This is a genomic window from Janthinobacterium sp. GW822-FHT07H11 (genome assembly GCF_058798615.1).
In genome coordinates this window covers 2,606,517-2,623,465 of record NZ_CM179507.1, presented here as the reverse complement: position 1 = coordinate 2,623,465, position 16,949 = coordinate 2,606,517, and the positions used below count along the sequence as shown (strand labels likewise).

Here is a 16,949-nt window from a genome sequence, read left to right as displayed (position 1 = left end):
ATGCCAGCTTGCAACGACTGCGTGCCTCTTTCCGCGCACCTGGCCTACACTGGGAACATCGCGACTAACAAGGGGCACGCATGACGACGCTGCGCACCACCGTGTTCGGCCTGCTGGCGGCCCTGCCCCTGGCGGCGGGCCTGATCGCACGCTCTCCCTTGAGCGCCATCAACGCCCTGTCTTCCGGCGGCGCTTCGCGGGTCACGCCCAACCTGGCATATGGGCCGCTGGAGCGGCAACGGCTCGACGTGTATGCGCCCAGGGACGCTGCGGGACCGGTGCCCGTGGTGGTGTTCTTTTATGGCGGCAACTGGACGTCGGGCGAGCGCGCCGACTATGCGTTTGTCGGCCATGCGCTGGCCGCGCGCGGCTACATGGCCGTGATCGCCGACTACCGCCTGTATCCGCAGGCGCATTATCCCGCCATCCTGCAGGATGCGGCCCGTGCCGTGGCCTGGGCCGCCATGGAAGCGCGCCGTTATGGCGGCGACCCGACGCGGCTGTTCGTGATGGGCCATAGCGCCGGCGCCTACAACGCGGCCATGGTGGCGCTCGACGCCAGCCTGCTGGCGCGCCACGGCATGCGCCCGCAAGACTTGCGCGGCTGGATAGGCCTGGCCGGGCCGTACGACTTCCTGCCCGTCCAAAACCCCGCGGCCCGCCCGGTCTTTTACTATCCCGACACGCCGACGGCATCACAGCCCATCCATCACGTGACGGCCGACGCCCCGCCCGCGCTGCTGATCGCACCGGCAGCGGGCAAGGACAAGCTGGTCAACCCGCAACGCAACACGGGCGGCCTGGCGCGCGCCCTGCGCGCGCTGCACCGTCCCGTGACGGAACGGTATTTCGACAAGGTCAGCCATGCCACCCTGGTGGCCTCGCTGGCAGGGCCGCTGCGCATGCTGGCGCCCACGCTGGACGAGGTAAGCACCTTCGTCGACGCGCAAGCGGGAGCTCCAGGCGCACCGGCCGGCGCCCCCCATCTGCGCCGCCCACCAGCAGCGCCGTAAACCGGCTCCGATCAAACGGCAAAACGCCCATCCGGCAAGGAATGGGCGTTTTGTGCGATGGCGGCGGCACAGGGCCGCCGCTGGCGACAGGCGCAAGGCGAATCGCCTGGGCCGGAGCTCGGCCTCCGGCCCAGGCGCTTACGCCCAGGCTGCGGCCCGCTTACTCCTTGCGGCTGGCGCTGCCGCTTTTGCTTTGCGTCCCGCTCGCCTGCGCCGTACTGCCGCTGGCGGAACCTTCGCTGGCAGCCGATTGCTGGCTGCCTTGATGGCTGGCGCTTTGCATGCTTTGACCTTCACGGCGCTGCTCGCGGCCGGCGCCATTATGGAAGGCCTGGAAGGGCTCGGCAATGCGCTGCATCGCGTCTTGCTGCTTGCGCATGTTTTTCTCGGTTTCTTCCGATGCCGTGCGGGCCACTTCTTCGGCCAGGGCCTTGGCCGTGCGGCTCGTTTCAGACACATGCTGTTCCGCGACATTGGCCAGTTCCACTTGCGTGTCGGCGGCCAGACGCGAGACTTGCTGCTGATACACGCGCAGCTGTTCGGCTGCCGGCTGACCCGAGGCGGCGGCCACCTGGAACACGTCTTCCACGCGATCGACCGTGATCAGGTTCTGGCTGGCGATGGTACCTTCTTCCAGCAAGCCCTGGGCCAGTTGCATGTTCAGGTCGCTGAATTGTTGAACCGAGCGAAACAGCGATTTCGAAATACCGTTAAAGAACGACAATTGCGCTTCCAGGTGGTTTTTGGCAGCGGGTGTGACATTGCGTGAGTATGGATACATGTGAAATTCCTCATGAAAGTTCGGGGTGGATTGGTCTACCTGTGCGACACAGGCGCTGGACAGTCAAAACACATGCCGTCAACCGTGCAGGCCCTGCCGCGCGCTACGCGAAAAAACATATCCGATTTGGTGGAGAGATGCTTTGCAACGCGAGTCCCAAGGCTACGTGAGCACCGCTTTCAAGGGATGATCTGGATCAAAGGTGCGACAGGGAGCGCAGAAAGTTTGTGCCGGGCGCACGATCGTTGCCGAAGGTCAGCATCCTGCGCAGAAAAAGCAGGCAGGAAGAGTCAGAAGCGCGCGCCGGCGCCCGGCACGACGGGCCGATAGCCATGGTTGCGCAGGGAAGCTTCCAGCCAGCGGTTGCCATACCAGCCACGCGCCAGCAGATAGCTGAGTTCGGCGCACATCATCAGCAGCATCAGCGGCCCCGTGCGCAAGTCCGTGGCGAACTGGCTGCCGCACCACAGGCACAGCTCCACGGCCAGCATGGGCAGCAGCAGCCACCAGCGACGCTTGGCGACGGCCCACAAGGGGCCGAGGAAGAACGCGGGCCAGGAAAAGCCCCCGCTCACGTAGGCGTAGCGGCCGGCAGCGTTGGCATACAGGGTGGCGCCGGGCTTCATGCGGTATTTTTCAGAGCGGGACCGATGTCAGTCCTCGGGGGCATGGCAGACGGCTTCGACATTATGGCCGTCCGGTCCCAGCACGAAGGCGCCGTAGTAATTCGGATGATAGATGGCACGGATGCCGGGGGCGCCGTTGTCCTTGCCGCCCGCTGCAAGCGCGGCCTGGTAGAACGCGTCAACCTGGGCACGGTTGCCTGCCGCAAAGGCGAGATGCATGCCCGCATGCGGCGCGGCGCCCACGCCAAACCAGAAATCGGGCTTGCCATCCTTGCCCATGCCCACCCAGCCCTGCGCTTCCATCACCACCGACACGCCCAGGGGCGCCAGGGCGGCCGAAAAGAAGGCCTTGCTGGCCTGTGCATCGCTGACGTTCAAACCAATGTGATCAAGAATCATGAGGTCGCTCCATGCAGGTAGTGGGACAGGAAGCGCAGTATGCGCCAACATTGCCTTTTAAGCAAGCAAGGCTACAGATCCTGCGCGTAGCGGGCGAGCATCTGCTCCTGGGTTTCCAGCGGACCAGTACTACCCGTCTGGTCCTGGATCATCCGCCCCATGCTCGGCAAGACGGAGCGTTCGACCCTGGCCGTGCTGTCCCACAGGCGCGCGCGCATCAGGGCCTTGGCGCAGTGCAAGTAAGCCTCGGCCACGCGCAGGCGCAGGACCAGGCGCGGCGGGTTGCGCTCGGCGGCAAAGTGCGCCAGCAGCGCCGCATCGTCGCTGAGACTGGCCTCGCCATTCACGCGCAAGGTTTCATCGACGCCGGGGATCATGAACAGCAGTCCCGCCCTGCCCGTCTCGGCAACATTGCTGAAACTGTCGAGGCGGTTATTGCCCTTGGCATCGGGCAGCAGCAAGGTATGGGCATCGAGCACGTGCACGAAACCGGGCGCGCCGCCGCGCGGCGAGGCGTCGAGCTGGCCGCCAGCCCCGCCCGTGGCCAGCACGGCGAACGGCGACAGCCCGATGAAGGCGATGCAATGCGGGTCGAGACGGTCGAGCTGCTTGCTCAGCGAGCGCCCCTGCGCGGGCGGATAATGCGCGCGCAGTTGCTCCAACGAATCGATTTCCATGCGCCTCCCCCGCCTAGCGCAGGTTGCCCGTGTGACCGAGCGAATAGCGGCCCGGCTGCGGCCACACGGTCAGGCCGTGCGGTTCCTGGCCGACTTTCACCTTCGACACGTCGCCACTGTTCGTATCGATGCGGTAGACCACGTCGTCGAAACGGCCGGACAGCCACAGATACTTGCCGTCGGCGCTCACATTGCCCATGTCGGGGCTGCCGCCACCGGGAATCGGCCAGTTCGCCACCACTTTTTCCGTGGCGAAATCGATCACGCTGACGCTGCCCTTGCCGTTGCGCTTGCCGTGGATGCGGTGCGTGCCGCGGTTGGCCACGTACAGTTTCTTGCCGTCGCGGCTCGGGTACAGGCCGTGCGCGCCCACGCCCGTCTGGATGAAGCCGATTTCCTTCAGGGTGGCGCCATCGACGATGTGCACGCCGTCGGCGTCCATGTCGGCGATAAAGAATTTCTTGCCGTCCGGCGAGATGCGTATGTCTTGCGGCATGCCCTTCTTGACGCTGCAGATTTCATTCGCCGGGCCGCCCACGGGACCGGACTCGGCAAAGCGCTTGGCCGGCATCTGCAATTTCAGGTAGCCGTCGACCTTGCGGCCCACCAGGTCGATCTTGGCGATGGTGCCGTCGAACTCGCAGGTGAACATGGCGTAGCGGCCGTCATTCGAGAAATCCGCATGGTTGATGCCGCCGCACTGGGGCGTGTCGATCGAATACTGCACGGCCATGGTCTTCGGATCGCGGAAATCGAGGCGGTGGCGCGCTTCGGCTACGACGATGGCCGACTTGCCGTCCGGCGTGAAATACATATTGTAGGGATCATCGACGGGCACTTCCTTGCCCGGCTTGCCCGTCAAGGGGGCGACCGGCGTCAAGCTGCCCTTGTCCGTGCGTTCGGCATTGTTCGCCACCCACAGGGTGCGCAAGTCCCACGACGGCACGACGTGCTGCGGGCCGCTGCCGACCTTGAACTTGTCGACCACTTTCAGGCTGTCCTGGTCGATCACGTAGACGTCGTTCGAGCGCAAATTGGGCACGTAGACGCGGCGCAGGTGATCCTTGACGACGGGACTCATATTGCTGCTGCCGATGCTGCCGTACACGTTTTTCGGGTCCACCAGGGGCGGCATGCCGGGCAGTGGCGAATAGGCGGCGGCCGGCGCTACGGCGGCAGAAGCCGGTGTGCTGGCGCCGGTGACCTGGCTGGCCACACCCAGGCCGGCCAATGCGGCAGCCAGGGCGGACAAGGTGACGATGGTGCGTCGCTGAGATGTTTTCATGTGTTTTCGCGTCTTTTCATTGCAAATGCCAGAAGTTACACACTCCCGGCGGTAGATTATTGATTCCGTTGCAGCAATCTCTTGATGGCCGCCACCGAGGTATCGACCTGCAGCCTGATGCCGATCTGCCCCAGTTCAGCCGTGGCACGCGTGGCGTCGCCGCGCACGCCATCGGCCACGCCGGGCTTGGGTCCGTGCGCCATGGCCTCGCTGCGCACCAGCGACGGGTCCGCTGCCAGCATCAGCGCCGCGTCCGCCAAGCCCGCATGCAGGCCGATCTCGGCGCTGCCGTAGCCACGTTTCTGCAGCTCGGCAATAAATTGCGATTGTGTGATGTCATAGTAATCGAGCAAGGCATACGCACGCGCATCTTTGGCGGTGGAAGCTTTGCCCCAGGCCCGATTGAGCTTGTTCGCCACATTCTGCTCGTTCTTCTGGTAGCCGCCGTGATCGCCGAGGAAGATGATGTCACGGAAACCATGCTGGCGCAGGCTGGCGGCCGCCCCTTCCAGCACGGCTTCGAAGGCGGCCGGCGGTATCGAAATCGTGCCGGCGAAGCGCATGTGGCCGGCCGGCGGCGAAATCGCGCCTTCCGGCACGTAGGACACAACGGGCGCAACGATGGTATTGCCCAGCTTTTGCGCAATCTGGCGCGCCAGCAGCCCGGCACGCACATTGTGCTTGCCCAGCGCGATAAACGGCCCGCTCTGCTCGACGCCGCCGATGGGCACCAGCACGGTGGTGGCGCCGTGCTCGATACGGCTGCGCAATTCGGTGCTGGTCAGCTCTTCCAGCATGACGCTGCTGCTGGCAGGCGCGGCCGCCAGGGCGGACGCCGCAGGTATCAGGCAGAACAGGGGCAGGGCAAACACGGAGCCGAATGGCTTGGACAGAATGAAGGACGCGCGCGGCGCAGGGGATACATTCGGCAGGGGGAACTGCAGCGTCATAAGCAAACATCTTTCCGAGGTCAAAACGTGACGCCGTGCCCGGCCTTGCCAGGCAAGCTGGCTGCCACGCAAGAATTGTATTCCATCATGACAGGAAGGGCACGTTAATTTGACGCGGTGCCTTGCAAGGAATTGACTAGGGGAAACTATCTGTCAGACGGCGGCCATCCTGGCCCCGCCCGCCTTGCCATTCTGGCAAGGCGCGTGGCGCTGCTCGGCATAGGCCTTGAGCGAGCGCATCGTTTTCTTGCGTAGGGAGCAATAAATCTGCGTTGGCCTCCGCGACGAAGAGCTTGCAATGGAAGTTCATGCAGCCGATACCACGAGCTTTGTTTCCCGCTTTGCTTCAGTTGCTGGTATTGTCGACAGTGACGATGCTGCTGGGTGTGTAAATGACCACGAATTCACTAGACACTGTTGAGCTGCTCATAAGCTGTGGCTGGATGACTGTTGCAAACAGTCAGTAAAGCCTGTCATGGCGCGGGCCTGCCAACGACGGCAACCGGCCATACAGGACATGCAGTACACAATACCTTCCTTCTCACATTCATTCATGATGACTACCCCTACTCTCGATTCTTCCATCGCCGCCTGCGACGATTCAGGTGTCTATCGAACATTGCTGGAGTCGACCCGCGCAATTCCATGGCGAATCGACTGGGCCACCATGTGCTTCACTTACATTGGCCCTCAAATTGAGGAGTTGCTCGGTTGGAAACAGTCAAGTTGGCTGTCCGTAAACGACTGGGCCGCACGCATCCATGAAGAGGATCGCAAGAAGACGGTCGATTTTTGTGTTGCACAGTCGCAGATGGGCCTCGATCACGAAGCCGACTATCGGGCGCTAACGGCCGACGGAGAACAGCTTTGGATCCGAGACGTCGTGCACGTGGTGCGTCGCCCGGACGGCAGCGTCGAATCGCTGGTAGGCTTCATGTTCGACATTACCGAGCGTAAGCAGGCCGAGGACAAAATCCTCCAGTTGCAGCGCGAGCTGGAAGTGCTCACTTACCGCGACAGCCTGACCGGCGTTGCAAACCGCCGCATGTTCGACACTTTGTACGCGGTCGAATGGGCCAAGGCGCGCGCCACTGGCGAACCGCTGTCGCTGATCGTGATCGACATAGATTATTTCAAACAGTACAACGATCATTATGGCCACATGCAAGGTGATGACTGTTTGCGTCGTGTAGCCCAGGCAATGGATGAGGGCGCTTCACGTTCGCGCGACCTATGCGCCCGCCTGGGCGGCGAGGAGTTTGTGCTGCTGCTGCCAGCCACGGACGAGGGAGCAGCCCGCAACGTGGCCGAGCGCTGTCGCAAGCTGCTGGCGCGCAAGGAAATCGAGCATGCACGCTCCGGCGTTGGTCGCTTAGTCACTGTCAGCATGGGCGTCGGCACTATCTTGCCCGGCGCCCTGCTTGACCCCCATGTTTTTCTCGATAGAATAGACCGCCGTCTTTATCAGGCCAAGTCCGGGGGGCGCGACCGTATATGCGATGTCGAGTCATAAGCCTCCGCGCCAGTGCTCACAAGCCGAACTTCCACTTTGGGGCGGAAGCTGCCGATGACGGCAACCGGCCGGAATCGGACCTCAATACGACCAATTATGAGAAGGAGCGAGTGCTCGTGGGAAATGCCGTTTCAAGCCGCTTGTCCATGTTGGGCGTTGTTTTCTTGTGCCTTTCGCTGTCGTCCTTGACCAATGCATCCGAACAACAAAGCGATATGACATCGATCAAGCAGGAGCATTGCGAAGAAAGTAATAATCTTGAAAATACCTTCTGCATGAGTCGAGAGCTAAAAGAATCCGACACGCGCTAAATGTCGTCTACAAGGCATTGATGTACGCGCTTAGCAAGCCACGAGGACTGCAACGCGCATGGATGGTTTTCCGTGACGAGGAGTGCAAGTTCCAGACGTGACTTTTCTCGCTTGGTCATTCCTTATGCTCATCGGCAGTTGGCGGTCAACTCTTCAACGCTATATGTTGACCAGCCCCTCAAACCAGTTTTTCGCACAGTCCGATCATGACAACATTGCGTAAAGCAATTATCCTGGCAGTCTTTTTTGCGGTGACAAGCGCTGGCGCAGCGCTGTCCTATGCGGCACCGTGGACGGACATATCGTGGCGGCAAGCGCAGCTTTGGGCAGCTTCCTTCTGCTGTCTCGGATTCTTACTCGGGGGAATATATGCCTTCGATCCGGATTCCGACTTGAAGATCAAGTCCAGTGCAATCGGTCGGATGTCATTCGGGGTCATAGCCTCGTTAATATTGTCCGCTTTGTGGCGCTGGCCGCTTGAAGCCGTTGCGCTCGCAAGCCTTATTGGCGCTGTGCTTGGGTATTTGGGCATGATGTGGGCAAAATTTGCCGACTTTTGACGATAGGGCTCACTGCCTGCCACGGGGCGAGAGCGGAATCGCGTGCCCGAAAGTCAGGCTGACACTGGACTGCAGCGGAACCGGACGGCCCTTCCTGCATGCCTGCTGCCAGCCCGACCAACCTTACCGACACTTGCCACCAGCGCAGAACTCAACGCCCCCCATGGAACGGCACCATCACCCAAGAAAAACCCCGGCGTACCGGGGCAGTCATAACGATCAAGCGCGCGCGCTGCGGTCCGGCAGCGCCAGGCGCCGGCTGGCGGCGCTTGAAACCGGGGCCGGCAAGCCGCCCGCCGCTGTCAACGGTTTTGCCTGGACATCGCCGCGCAGGCGGAACACGGCCACCACGTCGACCAGTTCCACGGCGCGGTCCTGCAGCGAGGATGCGGCAGCCGCCGCCTCTTCCACCAGGGCCGCGTTTTGCTGGGTGACCTGGTCCATTTGCGAAATGGCCTGGTTCACCTGCTCGATGCCGGCGCTTTGCTCGTGGCTGGCGTTGGCGATGTCGCCCATGATGTCCGTCACGCGCAAGATGCTGGCGACGATTTCTTCCATCGTCGCGCCCGCCTGGTCGACCAGCACGCTGCCCGTGTTGACTTTATCCACGGAATCCTCGATCAAGCCCTTGATTTCCTTGGCGGCAGCCGCCGAGCGCTGCGCCAGGTTGCGCACCTCGGTGGCCACCACGGCGAAGCCACGGCCCTGCTCGCCCGCGCGCGCCGCCTCGACGGCCGCATTCAGCGCCAAAATGTTGGTTTGGAAGGCAATGCCGTCGATCACGCCGATAATGTCGGCGATCTTCTTCGCCGATTCATTGATGGAACCCATCGTGCCCACCACTTGCGCCACCACGGCGCCGCCCTTGCGCGCCACGTCCGAGGCGGACACGGCCAGCGCATTCGCCTGGCGCGCATTGTCCGTGTTCTGGCGCACGGCCGAAGTCAGTTCTTCCAGGCTGGAGGCAGTTTCTTCCAGGGAAGACGCCTGCTGCTCCGTGCGCACGGACAGGTCCGCGTTACCGGCGGAAATCTGCGCGGCCGCCACGCTGACCGTATCGGCCGAGGCGCGCACGGTGGCGATCACGCCGACGATGCGCTCGAGGAATTTATTGAAGGCGGTGGCCGTGCGGCCCACTTCATCCATGCGCTCGACGGGCATGGCGGCGGACAGGTCCAGCGAGGCGCTGACCCTCTCCAAGGTGTGCTCGATATTGCCCAGGCCGCCGCTGATGGTGCGGTAGATATGCCATGCCAGCGCGCCCGTCAGCAGCACGGCCACGCCCAGCACGGCCAGCATGGTGTTGAAGGCCGTGTCGTAGGCGGCCAGGCTCTCGGCCTTCACATCGTCGACCAGCTTGTTGTTGTAGGCGATATGGTCATCCATGCTCTTTTTCGCGGCGGCGGCCGTGATGGCCAGCGGCGTGCCGGCCAGCAAGGTGGCGCGCACGCCTTCCATGTCGCCCGCGTAGGCGGCGGCAAAGAACGGTACGAGCGCGCGGCGGTACGCTTCCATGGCGGCCTGGTCGGCGTCAAGCATCTTGCTGTCCGTCGCGTCGTACAGGCGCTCGGCGCGGTAGGTGGCGATGACCTTGTCGAAATTCGTGTTGGCGTCGGCCACGGCCTTGTCCAGCGCCGTCTTGTCGGCCAGGTTGGAGAACACGGACAGGCGGTAGCCGGCCAGGCGCGAATCGGCCAGGAAACCCTTGGCCGCATTCAAGCCCTGGATGCTGGGGATGATGCGGTTTTGCACGGTGTCAAAGCGCTCCTGGGCACGCTGCAGCTGGATGGCGCCGCCGGCACCCAGCAATAGCAGGGCCAGCAAGGCAATGGTGAGGGTAAGGATTAATTGCTTGGTGATATTCATGGTGTTTCACAGTAAAAAAGGTGGCCTGGCGAGGCCAGGTACAACGAAAAGCTGCCGACGGGTGGCCGGAATGCGGAGGATGGGCGGCGCTCTTCAGGCCGCCAGTGCGGCGGCGCCAGGCGCGCGGCGCAGCAAGTCGCCATGTTCGCGGCAAAACGCCAGGCCCGCCTTGTGGCCCACGTCGAACAGCAGCTGCATGTTCGAGCTGGACCAGTCCAGGGTGTCGGGCCAGTGCTGCTCCGGGATGCCGCCCATCAAGTCGAGTTTCAGCAGGCGCCGCTTGGGCTGGCCCGTGCTTCTGTCCGTGTTGTGCTCGAGCTCGAACAGGCGCAGCTCGCTCTTGGAAATCTTCACCAGCGGCGTGATGATGGAGCGCACCCAGGCGTCGTACAGGTTGCGCGGCTTGCGCAGCAAGCGCTCGTCACCGAGGATGTCGAGGATGACCAGGGTATCGGCGTCATGGTGCTCGCCCTTGCCTTCGATGAATGGCTCGAAATTGAGCGTATCGAGCGCCGCGCCTTCGATGTAGTCGTCGCCATCGATGGTGGTGGGCGCATACAGGAAGGGAAACGACAGCGCCGCGCGCACGTGGATCGGTGCAATCTCGTGCTTGCCCCAGATGTGCATGCGGTGCTCGCTGAGGTTGTAGGCATTGATGTAGAAATCGGGACGCATGCGCGCCACGCCCGAGAAATCCACGGCTTTTTCCAGGAAGGGCAAGTGCGCGCACAGGCCCAGGCTTTTCGCCGACAGGTCCGATGGCGACAGCGACGACAGCATCAATTTCCCCCAGTCCGACCAGGCCGCGGGCACGTCCGCAAACGTTTGCTGGAAGGCCTGAAAAAAAGGATTGTTGGCCGGCGGCTGGAAGGCGTCGCGGAAGGTGCTCGCGTGCATGCCCGGCTTCTGGAACACCTTGTAGTTGATCGGAATCATCTTGTAGATGCTGTCGGCCACGCCCGTGTCGGCCCAGCTTTGCAGCGCCTGGCGCGGCGTGGCCTCGTGCGGCGTCGTGTAAAGCAAACCCATCAGCACCCCGGCGCCGGAGGCCGAGATGACGTCGAATTCGATGCCTTCATCGAGAAACGCCGCCAGCGCGCCTGCGATCAGGGTCGAATTTGGTGCACCGCCACCAAGCAGCAGGCCCGTCTTGCGGGCCGGTGTCGCGGCTGGCGCCGGCTGTGGCGCCATCGTGCTTACTGTCTTCATGCACACTCCCTGAACGGAACGGGCTCACGCCCCAATTGTTGGTTACTACACGCTTACTGCGCCTCATCTTGCACTTATCTCCATAACCATGAAGTTGATGCAATGTTGCGGAAACAGATATTAAATTAACATAAATAAATTCCTTATGGCAATTTAATTAACGCATGATAGGTATTCAGAAAGGGTATAAGTTGACGGCGCGCGGCGTGGCGTGACGCATCGCAGCAAATAAATATGTTGCGTCGTTAGGAAAAATCTCTTTGGGGTAGGAATATTCCTCAACCAGCCGCCATGGCGGCTGCCAGGCCGCTCAGGTGGCGCGAGGTGGGGTTGAAAAATGCAGGTGGGTACACAGATGGTCGACAAACACGCGGATTTTCGGTGACAGATGGCGGCTCGACGGCCACAGCACCCAGAACTTGCTCGAGTACGCCAGATACTCGCCCAGCGCGGCTTGCAGTTCACCACGCGCGATCGCGTCGCGCACGATAAAGTCGGGTAAATAGGCCAGGCCCACGCCCTGCGCGGCGGCGCCGATCAGCGCTTCGATATTGTTGCAGGTCAAGGCTGTCGGCAGGCGCAAGTCGCCGCCACTGTCGCCCTCTGCCCGCCGCAAGGCCCATTCCTGCAGCTTGCCCGTGGTGGGAAATTTATAGCGCACGCAGGCGTGCCCTTCCAGCGCGCGCGGCGTGGCCGGCACGCCGTCGCGGGCGAAGTACGCGGGGGAACCGACGATGGCAAACGCGAACGGCCCCAGTTCGCGCGCCATCAGCCGCGAATCGGTGAGCGTGCCGCTGCGCACGGCCACGTCGATGCCTTCGGCCACGACGTCGACCAGGCGGTCGTTGAAATCGAGGTCGAGCTCGATTTCCGGGTACTTGCGCGTAAAGTCCGCCAGCAGGGGCAGGATGATGCGGTAGCCGATCACGGGCAGGCTGACGCGCAGCTTGCCGCGCGGCGCCTCGGCCAGGTGCGACAATTCCGCCTCGGCATCACCCAGGTCGGCCAGGATGCGCTGGCAGCGCTCGTAGAACAGCGCGCCCTCGTTGCTCAGGCTGATGCGCCGCGTACTGCGGTTGAGCAGGCGCACGCCCAGCTTTTCTTCCAGCCGCGCCACGCTCTTGCCCACGGCCGAGGCCGACACGCCGAGCAGCCGCCCGGCCGCCACGTAGCTGCGCGTTTCGGCCGCGCGCACGAAGGCGGCAATGCCGTTCAGATTATCCATATCTAAGCCATTAAGGATATTTTGTCCGCTATGACTGGATTTTCAGCCACTTTTTCATAGATTACGTCCATATTATCATCAAATTCCCTCCCTCTGGAATCGACCTCTATGCAACCATTTTATTCCGACAAGGCACGCCGCATCCTGGTGCTGGCCGCGGTCTGCCTCGGCGCGCTATGCATGCCGCTCAGCTTTACAGGACCGGCCATCGCCATTCCCGCCATCGCCGCCGAACTGCACGGCAGCCCGCTGGCCTTGGCCTGGATCACGAATGCCTTCATGCTCAGCTTTGGCGGCTGCCTGATGGTGGCCGGCGCGCTGGCCGACCGCTATGGCCGCAAGCGCGTGTTCTTGCTGGGCATGGCCGTGTTTGCCGCCGCCGCGCTGGCGCTGGCGGCCGTGCCCGATATCGCCCTGCTCGCCGTGCTGCGCGCCGTCCAGGGCCTGGGCTGCGCCATGGCCCTGTCGAGCGGACTGGCGGCCCTGGCGCAGGAATTCGACGGCCCGGCCCGCGCGCGCGCCTTCAGCCTGATCGGCACGGCCTTCGGCGTGGGCCTGGCCTTCGGCCCCTTCCTCGCAGGACTGCTGATTGCCCACACGGGCTGGCGCGCCATCTTCATCGCCACGGCCGCCGCCGGCCTGGCCGCCCTGCTGGGCGCCGCGCACGCCATGCGCGAAACGCGCGACCCGCAGGCACAGGGCGTCGATTGGCCCGGCGCCCTGACGTTTACCGGCGCACTCTCTGTGTTTACGTATGGCTTGCTGCAGGCGCCGCACAAAGGCTGGGGCAGCGCCGCCAGCCTGGGGCTGTTCGGTGGCGCGGCCTTGCTGCTGGCCGCGTTCATCGGCGTGGAGCGGCGCGCCGCGCGGCCCATGCTGGACTTGACCCTGTTCCGCCTGCCCGCCTTTGCCGGCGTGCAATTGCTGGCGGCCGCGCCCGCGTTTTCCTTCGTCGTGCTGCTGGTGCTGCTGCCGGCCCGCTTCATCGGCATCGAAGGCTACAGCGCGCTGGAGGCGGGGCGCATGATGATCGCCCTGTCGGCGCCCATGCTGGTGCTGCCCATCCTGGCCGGCCTGGCGGCGCAGCGCATCGCTGCCGCGCACCTGTGCGCCAGCGGCCTGCTGCTGGCGGCGGGTGGCTTGCTGTGGCTGTCGACGTGCGCGCCGGGCCAGTCGCCCGCAACCCTGATCGGGCCGCTGCTGCTGATCGGCTGCGGCATCAGCCTGCCCTGGGGCTTGATGGATGGCCTGGCCGTCAGTGTCGTGCCCGTCGAGCGGGCCGGCATGGCGGCCGGCATCTTCAACACGACGAGGGTGGCGGGCGAAGGCCTGGCGCTGGCCATCGTCAGCGCGCTGCTGGGCACGCTCACCGTGGCGGCGCTGGGCGGCGCCGGCCTTGCCGGCGTCGGCGCGCAACAGGCGGCGCACGCGGGCCCCTTCCTGGCGCTGGGCGAACTGCGCCATGCAGCCGCCCTGCTGCCGCAGGCGGGTGCCGCCGAACTGGCGCAGACGTATGGCACGGCCTTCCGCCACTTGCTGTATGTGCTGGCGAGCATCACGACGGCCTCGGCCCTGCTGATTCTGGCCTTTTTGCGGCATCCGGCCCCAGTTGCAGCGGACTCGGCCACCCTGCCCGCCTGCAAGGCACCGCAATAATTCACGACCATCGCAGTCCCTCCTGCCGTACCCGGCGGCGCCCACGCGCCGCCCTCCTCCCTGATGTTTCTCCGCAACACCTCAAAAGTTTTCAGGAATAAAACCAGTTTACTGATCAAAGCGCTTTGAACTATACTCAAAGCGCTTTGAAACGGAATTAAAGCGCTTTGGCTACGCGAAGTCAGACGCGGCCATCCCACACCTATAAAAACACTGGAGACACAATGAACACATTTTTCCTGAAGGCGTTGCCAGCGGCAGTCGTCATGGCCTTGAGCGCTTCGGCCGCCCAGGCCGCCCTGCCTATCGATTTCGGCGGCTACATCCGCTCGGGCTTCGGCACCAGCAGCGAAGGTGGCAAGGAAGCCTGTTTCGGCCTGGCCGGCGCCTCGTCCAAGTATCGTCTGGGCAATGAGTGCGAAACCTACGGCGAGCTGAAATTCGGCGGCGAAGCGTTCAAGGCCGCCAACGGCACCACTTTCCGCATCAATACCCTGGTGGCATTTTCCGTCAACCAGAACCAGGATTGGGAGCAGTCGGACCCGTCGTGGCGCGAAATGAACGTCGTGGCCGACAAGATCGGCACGGGCGCCTTCGCCGAAGCGCGCGCCTGGGTCGGCAAACGCTATTACGACCGCCAGGACGTGCACATCACCGATTACTACTTCTGGAATAATAGCGGCCCCGGCGCCGGCCTGGAAAACATCGACCTGGGTGCGGCCAAGCTGGCCTACGCCATCGTGCGCACGGCCGACGACGGCGACAGCAAGCGCATGGGCTTGTCCCACGACCTGCGCTTTTCCGGCATCAAGGTCAACCCGGACGGCGAACTGACCCTGGGCCTGCAATTCAACCAGAAACGCAATGCGCAAGGCGCGGCCCCCATCGCCAGCGGCCACTTGCTGACCATCATGCATACGCAAGGCAATCTGCTGGGCGGCTTCAACAAGGTGGCATTGCAGTTCGGCAAGGGTAGCGCCGCCAATACGGGCGGCTTCAGCCTGGGCGCCGACAAGGATGACAAGGTCACGCGCCTGACGGAACAGATCATGATCCAGCCCAAGGGTTCCTGGTCGGGCATGGGCACCTTCGTCTACGAAGACAAGCAAACGGCCGGCGTGAGCAGCAAGTGGACGTCGATCGGCGCGCGTCCCGTCTACCACTTCACGGACAACTACAGCCTGGCCGTGGAACTCGGTCACGACATCGTCAAGCCGGAAGGCGGCGAGAGCCGCAACCTGACCAAGCTGACGTTTGCGCCGCAATTGTCGGCCGGCAACAGCTTCTGGTCGCGTCCCGTGCTGCGCGCCTTCTACACCTACGCCAAATGGAACAAGGCAGCCCAGTCGGCCGCCGCGGCGGAATCGGCACTGTCGTCGACGGGCGTGTTCGGTGGCAAGACCAACGGCAGCTCCATGGGTTTCCAGGTCGAATCCTGGTGGTAAGCGCGGGACTCTAGGACTTTGGCAAGCGTCCCCGGACGCTTGCCGGTGGCAGCAACACCGCCCGCTTATTCAGGGGCAAGTAATATCCGGACCCACCATTTCGCCGCTGCACGCGATGGCCGGCAGCTTCAATGTAGTGATTCAGCAGTATCCTCTTTTAGCGCGGGCGCCCCTGGGTTTGCCCGCGTATTTTTTTGGGTGCCGCCGCCGCTGCGCATACCCCTGATCATTCCGGCATTTATCAGATAAACTACCCCCAATCGCATTGCACTGCAGCGCTCCCGCCCACCGGCAGGACGCAGGCAGCGGCAAGACCCACCCAGGATAGACCCCGACTGCAGCATCCATGAACCTCAAAAATCTCGCCAAAACGCTAGGAATATCCGAAACCACCGTCAGCCGCGCCTTGAATGGCTATCCGGAAGTGAGCGAACGCACGCGCGAACGGGTGCTGGCCGCCGCGCAGGCGGCCGGCTACCGGCCCAATCCCATGGCGCGCAGCCTCGCCGTGGGGCGCACCAACATCGTCGGCATCATCTACCCGCTGATGCCGAACGACCTGGCCGACCCCATGTTCATCGAGATCGTGGGCGGCATGTCGGAAGCGCTGGAAGCGCAGCAGATGGACATGATCATCGCGCCCGCCTCGGCCAGCAAGGAGTTTTCCACCTATGAACGCATGGTCAAGGGCCGCCGTATCGACGGGCTGGTCGTCGGACGGACAAAACCGTTCGACGAGCGCATCGCCTACCTGGCGCAGCAGGGCATGCCCTTTGTCGCCCATGGCCGCACCCAGCTGAACCAGCCGCACGCCTGGTTCGACTACGACAACGAGGCGGGCATGCGCCTGGCCGTCGAGCGCCTGGCGCAGCTGGGCCACCAGCGCATCGGCCTGATCAGCGCCACGCCCGACCTGAACTTCGTGCGCCAGCGCGTCGACAGTTTCCAGCACGCCATGCAGGCGGGCGGCCTGGCCGTCGATCCGGACAACCTGGTCGACAACGCGCACGACCGCCGCGCCGGCTACCAGGCCATGCAGCGCCTGCTGGCCCGCTCGCCCCGCCCCACGGCCGTCATCGTCGACAACCACATGTCGGGCGTGGGCGCCGTACGCGCCCTGCTCGACGCGGGCATCGCCATCGGGCGCGAGATGTCGCTGATCGTCTGGGGCGTGATGGAAGATTCCCTGGCCGGCCACAACGTCACCACCGTCGTCCAGCCCGACCCGCGCGGCGCCGGCGCGAAGATGATCCAGATGCTGCTGGCCCTGATGGACGGCACGCCCGCCACCGAGCTGCAGGAACTGTGGCCGTGCGAACTGCTGCCGGGCGAGTCGGCCGGGCCAGTAATCCACGCCTGATTTCCCCCTGGAGCAAACTACAGGGGTCGGTCACTGCATTGGAATGCATCCCACCGGGACGCATTCCCCCGGC

General features: G+C 63.7%; 16 protein-coding genes. 7 read left to right on the top strand and 9 right to left on the bottom strand.

The window, feature by feature from the left end; all coding sequences use genetic code 11:
• Positions 1-80 precede the first annotated feature (80 nt).
• Positions 81-1,013, top strand: a complete 933-nt coding sequence (locus tag AC3RCJ_RS11735; RefSeq protein ID WP_492960129.1) for an alpha/beta hydrolase — start codon at positions 81-83, stop codon at positions 1,011-1,013.
• A gap of 160 nt (positions 1,014-1,173) precedes the next feature.
• Here the strand turns inward: AC3RCJ_RS11735 and AC3RCJ_RS11730 are convergent, their stop codons facing one another.
• The 6 genes from AC3RCJ_RS11730 to AC3RCJ_RS11705 all read right to left on the bottom strand — a co-directional run bounded on the left by AC3RCJ_RS11730 (position 1,174) and on the right by AC3RCJ_RS11705 (position 5,731).
• Complete coding sequence (locus tag AC3RCJ_RS11730) at positions 1,174-1,794, bottom strand: phasin family protein (protein ID WP_492960127.1); 621 nt, start codon at positions 1,792-1,794, stop codon at positions 1,174-1,176.
• Between the two features lie 290 nt (positions 1,795-2,084).
• Positions 2,085-2,420 (bottom strand): DUF2628 domain-containing protein, encoded by a 336-nt coding sequence (locus AC3RCJ_RS11725; RefSeq protein ID WP_492960125.1) that lies wholly within the window; start codon positions 2,418-2,420, stop codon positions 2,085-2,087.
• A gap of 27 nt (positions 2,421-2,447) precedes the next feature.
• Positions 2,448-2,819, bottom strand: coding sequence for a VOC family protein (locus tag AC3RCJ_RS11720; RefSeq protein WP_492960123.1), 372 nt, complete (start codon positions 2,817-2,819; stop codon positions 2,448-2,450).
• 71 nt (positions 2,820-2,890) lie between these two features.
• A complete protein-coding gene (locus AC3RCJ_RS11715; RefSeq protein ID WP_492960121.1) occupies positions 2,891-3,496 on the bottom strand; it encodes a pyridoxamine 5'-phosphate oxidase family protein in 606 nt (201 codons plus the stop codon).
• 13 nt (positions 3,497-3,509) lie between these two features.
• Positions 3,510-4,781 (bottom strand): YncE family protein, encoded by a 1,272-nt coding sequence (locus tag AC3RCJ_RS11710; protein WP_492960119.1) that lies wholly within the window; start codon positions 4,779-4,781, stop codon positions 3,510-3,512.
• A 56-nt stretch (positions 4,782-4,837) separates the two neighbouring features.
• Positions 4,838-5,731, bottom strand: a complete 894-nt coding sequence (locus tag AC3RCJ_RS11705) for a creatininase family protein (RefSeq protein WP_492960253.1) — start codon at positions 5,729-5,731, stop codon at positions 4,838-4,840.
• A 556-nt stretch (positions 5,732-6,287) separates the two neighbouring features.
• Here AC3RCJ_RS11705 and AC3RCJ_RS11700 point away from each other — a divergent pair.
• The 3 genes from AC3RCJ_RS11700 (at position 6,288) to AC3RCJ_RS11690 (ending at position 8,115) form a co-directional block, all read left to right on the top strand.
• Positions 6,288-7,244, top strand: a complete 957-nt coding sequence (locus tag AC3RCJ_RS11700; RefSeq protein ID WP_492960251.1) for a diguanylate cyclase — start codon at positions 6,288-6,290, stop codon at positions 7,242-7,244.
• Positions 7,245-7,515: 271 nt separating this feature from the next.
• On the top strand, positions 7,516-7,656 hold the full coding sequence (locus AC3RCJ_RS11695) for a lysozyme inhibitor LprI family protein (protein WP_492960249.1): 141 nt from the start codon (positions 7,516-7,518) through the stop codon (positions 7,654-7,656).
• 105 nt (positions 7,657-7,761) lie between these two features.
• Complete coding sequence (locus tag AC3RCJ_RS11690; RefSeq protein ID WP_492960117.1) at positions 7,762-8,115, top strand: hypothetical protein; 354 nt, start codon at positions 7,762-7,764, stop codon at positions 8,113-8,115.
• A 219-nt stretch (positions 8,116-8,334) separates the two neighbouring features.
• Here the strand turns inward: AC3RCJ_RS11690 and AC3RCJ_RS11685 are convergent, their stop codons facing one another.
• From AC3RCJ_RS11685 to AC3RCJ_RS11675, 3 genes are all read right to left on the bottom strand, one after another.
• Positions 8,335-9,981, bottom strand: a complete 1,647-nt coding sequence (locus tag AC3RCJ_RS11685; RefSeq protein ID WP_492960115.1) for a methyl-accepting chemotaxis protein — start codon at positions 9,979-9,981, stop codon at positions 8,335-8,337.
• A gap of 93 nt (positions 9,982-10,074) precedes the next feature.
• Positions 10,075-11,190: a patatin-like phospholipase family protein gene (locus tag AC3RCJ_RS11680; RefSeq protein ID WP_492960113.1), complete on the bottom strand. Its 1,116-nt coding sequence runs from the start codon at positions 11,188-11,190 to the stop codon at positions 10,075-10,077.
• Positions 11,191-11,500: 310 nt separating this feature from the next.
• Positions 11,501-12,415, bottom strand: a complete 915-nt coding sequence (locus AC3RCJ_RS11675; protein WP_492960111.1) for a LysR family transcriptional regulator — start codon at positions 12,413-12,415, stop codon at positions 11,501-11,503.
• Between the two features lie 108 nt (positions 12,416-12,523).
• Between AC3RCJ_RS11675 and AC3RCJ_RS11670 the strand changes: the two genes are divergently transcribed.
• The 3 genes from AC3RCJ_RS11670 (at position 12,524) to AC3RCJ_RS11660 (ending at position 16,876) form a co-directional block, all read left to right on the top strand.
• Positions 12,524-14,071: an MFS transporter gene (locus AC3RCJ_RS11670; protein WP_492960109.1), complete on the top strand. Its 1,548-nt coding sequence runs from the start codon at positions 12,524-12,526 to the stop codon at positions 14,069-14,071.
• A 224-nt stretch (positions 14,072-14,295) separates the two neighbouring features.
• Positions 14,296-15,516: a maltoporin gene (locus AC3RCJ_RS11665; protein WP_492960107.1), complete on the top strand. Its 1,221-nt coding sequence runs from the start codon at positions 14,296-14,298 to the stop codon at positions 15,514-15,516.
• A gap of 346 nt (positions 15,517-15,862) precedes the next feature.
• Positions 15,863-16,876, top strand: a complete 1,014-nt coding sequence (locus AC3RCJ_RS11660; RefSeq protein ID WP_492960105.1) for a substrate-binding domain-containing protein — start codon at positions 15,863-15,865, stop codon at positions 16,874-16,876.
• Positions 16,877-16,949: the final 73 nt, after the last annotated feature.

Excerpts from the sequence above, each read along its gene's own strand:
- AC3RCJ_RS11725 (WP_492960125.1), bottom strand. The coding sequence starts at position 2,420 with ATGAAGCCCGGCGCCACCCTGTATGCCAACGCTGCCGGCCGCTACGCC.
- AC3RCJ_RS11675 (WP_492960111.1), bottom strand. The coding sequence starts at position 12,415 with ATGGATAATCTGAACGGCATTGCCGCCTTCGTGCGCGCGGCCGAAACG.
- AC3RCJ_RS11730 (WP_492960127.1), bottom strand. The coding sequence starts at position 1,794 with ATGTATCCATACTCACGCAATGTCACACCCGCTGCCAAAAACCACCTG.
- AC3RCJ_RS11715 (WP_492960121.1), bottom strand. The coding sequence starts at position 3,496 with ATGGAAATCGATTCGTTGGAGCAACTGCGCGCGCATTATCCGCCCGCG.
- AC3RCJ_RS11720 (WP_492960123.1), bottom strand. The coding sequence starts at position 2,819 with ATGATTCTTGATCACATTGGTTTGAACGTCAGCGATGCACAGGCCAGC.
- AC3RCJ_RS11710 (WP_492960119.1), bottom strand. The coding sequence starts at position 4,781 with ATGAAAACATCTCAGCGACGCACCATCGTCACCTTGTCCGCCCTGGCT.
- AC3RCJ_RS11670 (WP_492960109.1), top strand. The coding sequence starts at position 12,524 with ATGCAACCATTTTATTCCGACAAGGCACGCCGCATCCTGGTGCTGGCC.
- AC3RCJ_RS11735 (WP_492960129.1), top strand. The coding sequence starts at position 81 with ATGACGACGCTGCGCACCACCGTGTTCGGCCTGCTGGCGGCCCTGCCC.
- AC3RCJ_RS11665 (WP_492960107.1), top strand. The coding sequence starts at position 14,296 with ATGAACACATTTTTCCTGAAGGCGTTGCCAGCGGCAGTCGTCATGGCC.
- AC3RCJ_RS11700 (WP_492960251.1), top strand. The coding sequence starts at position 6,288 with ATGACTACCCCTACTCTCGATTCTTCCATCGCCGCCTGCGACGATTCA.
- AC3RCJ_RS11680 (WP_492960113.1), bottom strand. The coding sequence starts at position 11,190 with ATGAAGACAGTAAGCACGATGGCGCCACAGCCGGCGCCAGCCGCGACA.
- AC3RCJ_RS11685 (WP_492960115.1), bottom strand. The coding sequence starts at position 9,981 with ATGAATATCACCAAGCAATTAATCCTTACCCTCACCATTGCCTTGCTG.
- AC3RCJ_RS11690 (WP_492960117.1), top strand. The coding sequence starts at position 7,762 with ATGACAACATTGCGTAAAGCAATTATCCTGGCAGTCTTTTTTGCGGTG.
- AC3RCJ_RS11705 (WP_492960253.1), bottom strand. The coding sequence starts at position 5,731 with ATGACGCTGCAGTTCCCCCTGCCGAATGTATCCCCTGCGCCGCGCGCG.
- AC3RCJ_RS11660 (WP_492960105.1), top strand. The coding sequence starts at position 15,863 with ATGAACCTCAAAAATCTCGCCAAAACGCTAGGAATATCCGAAACCACC.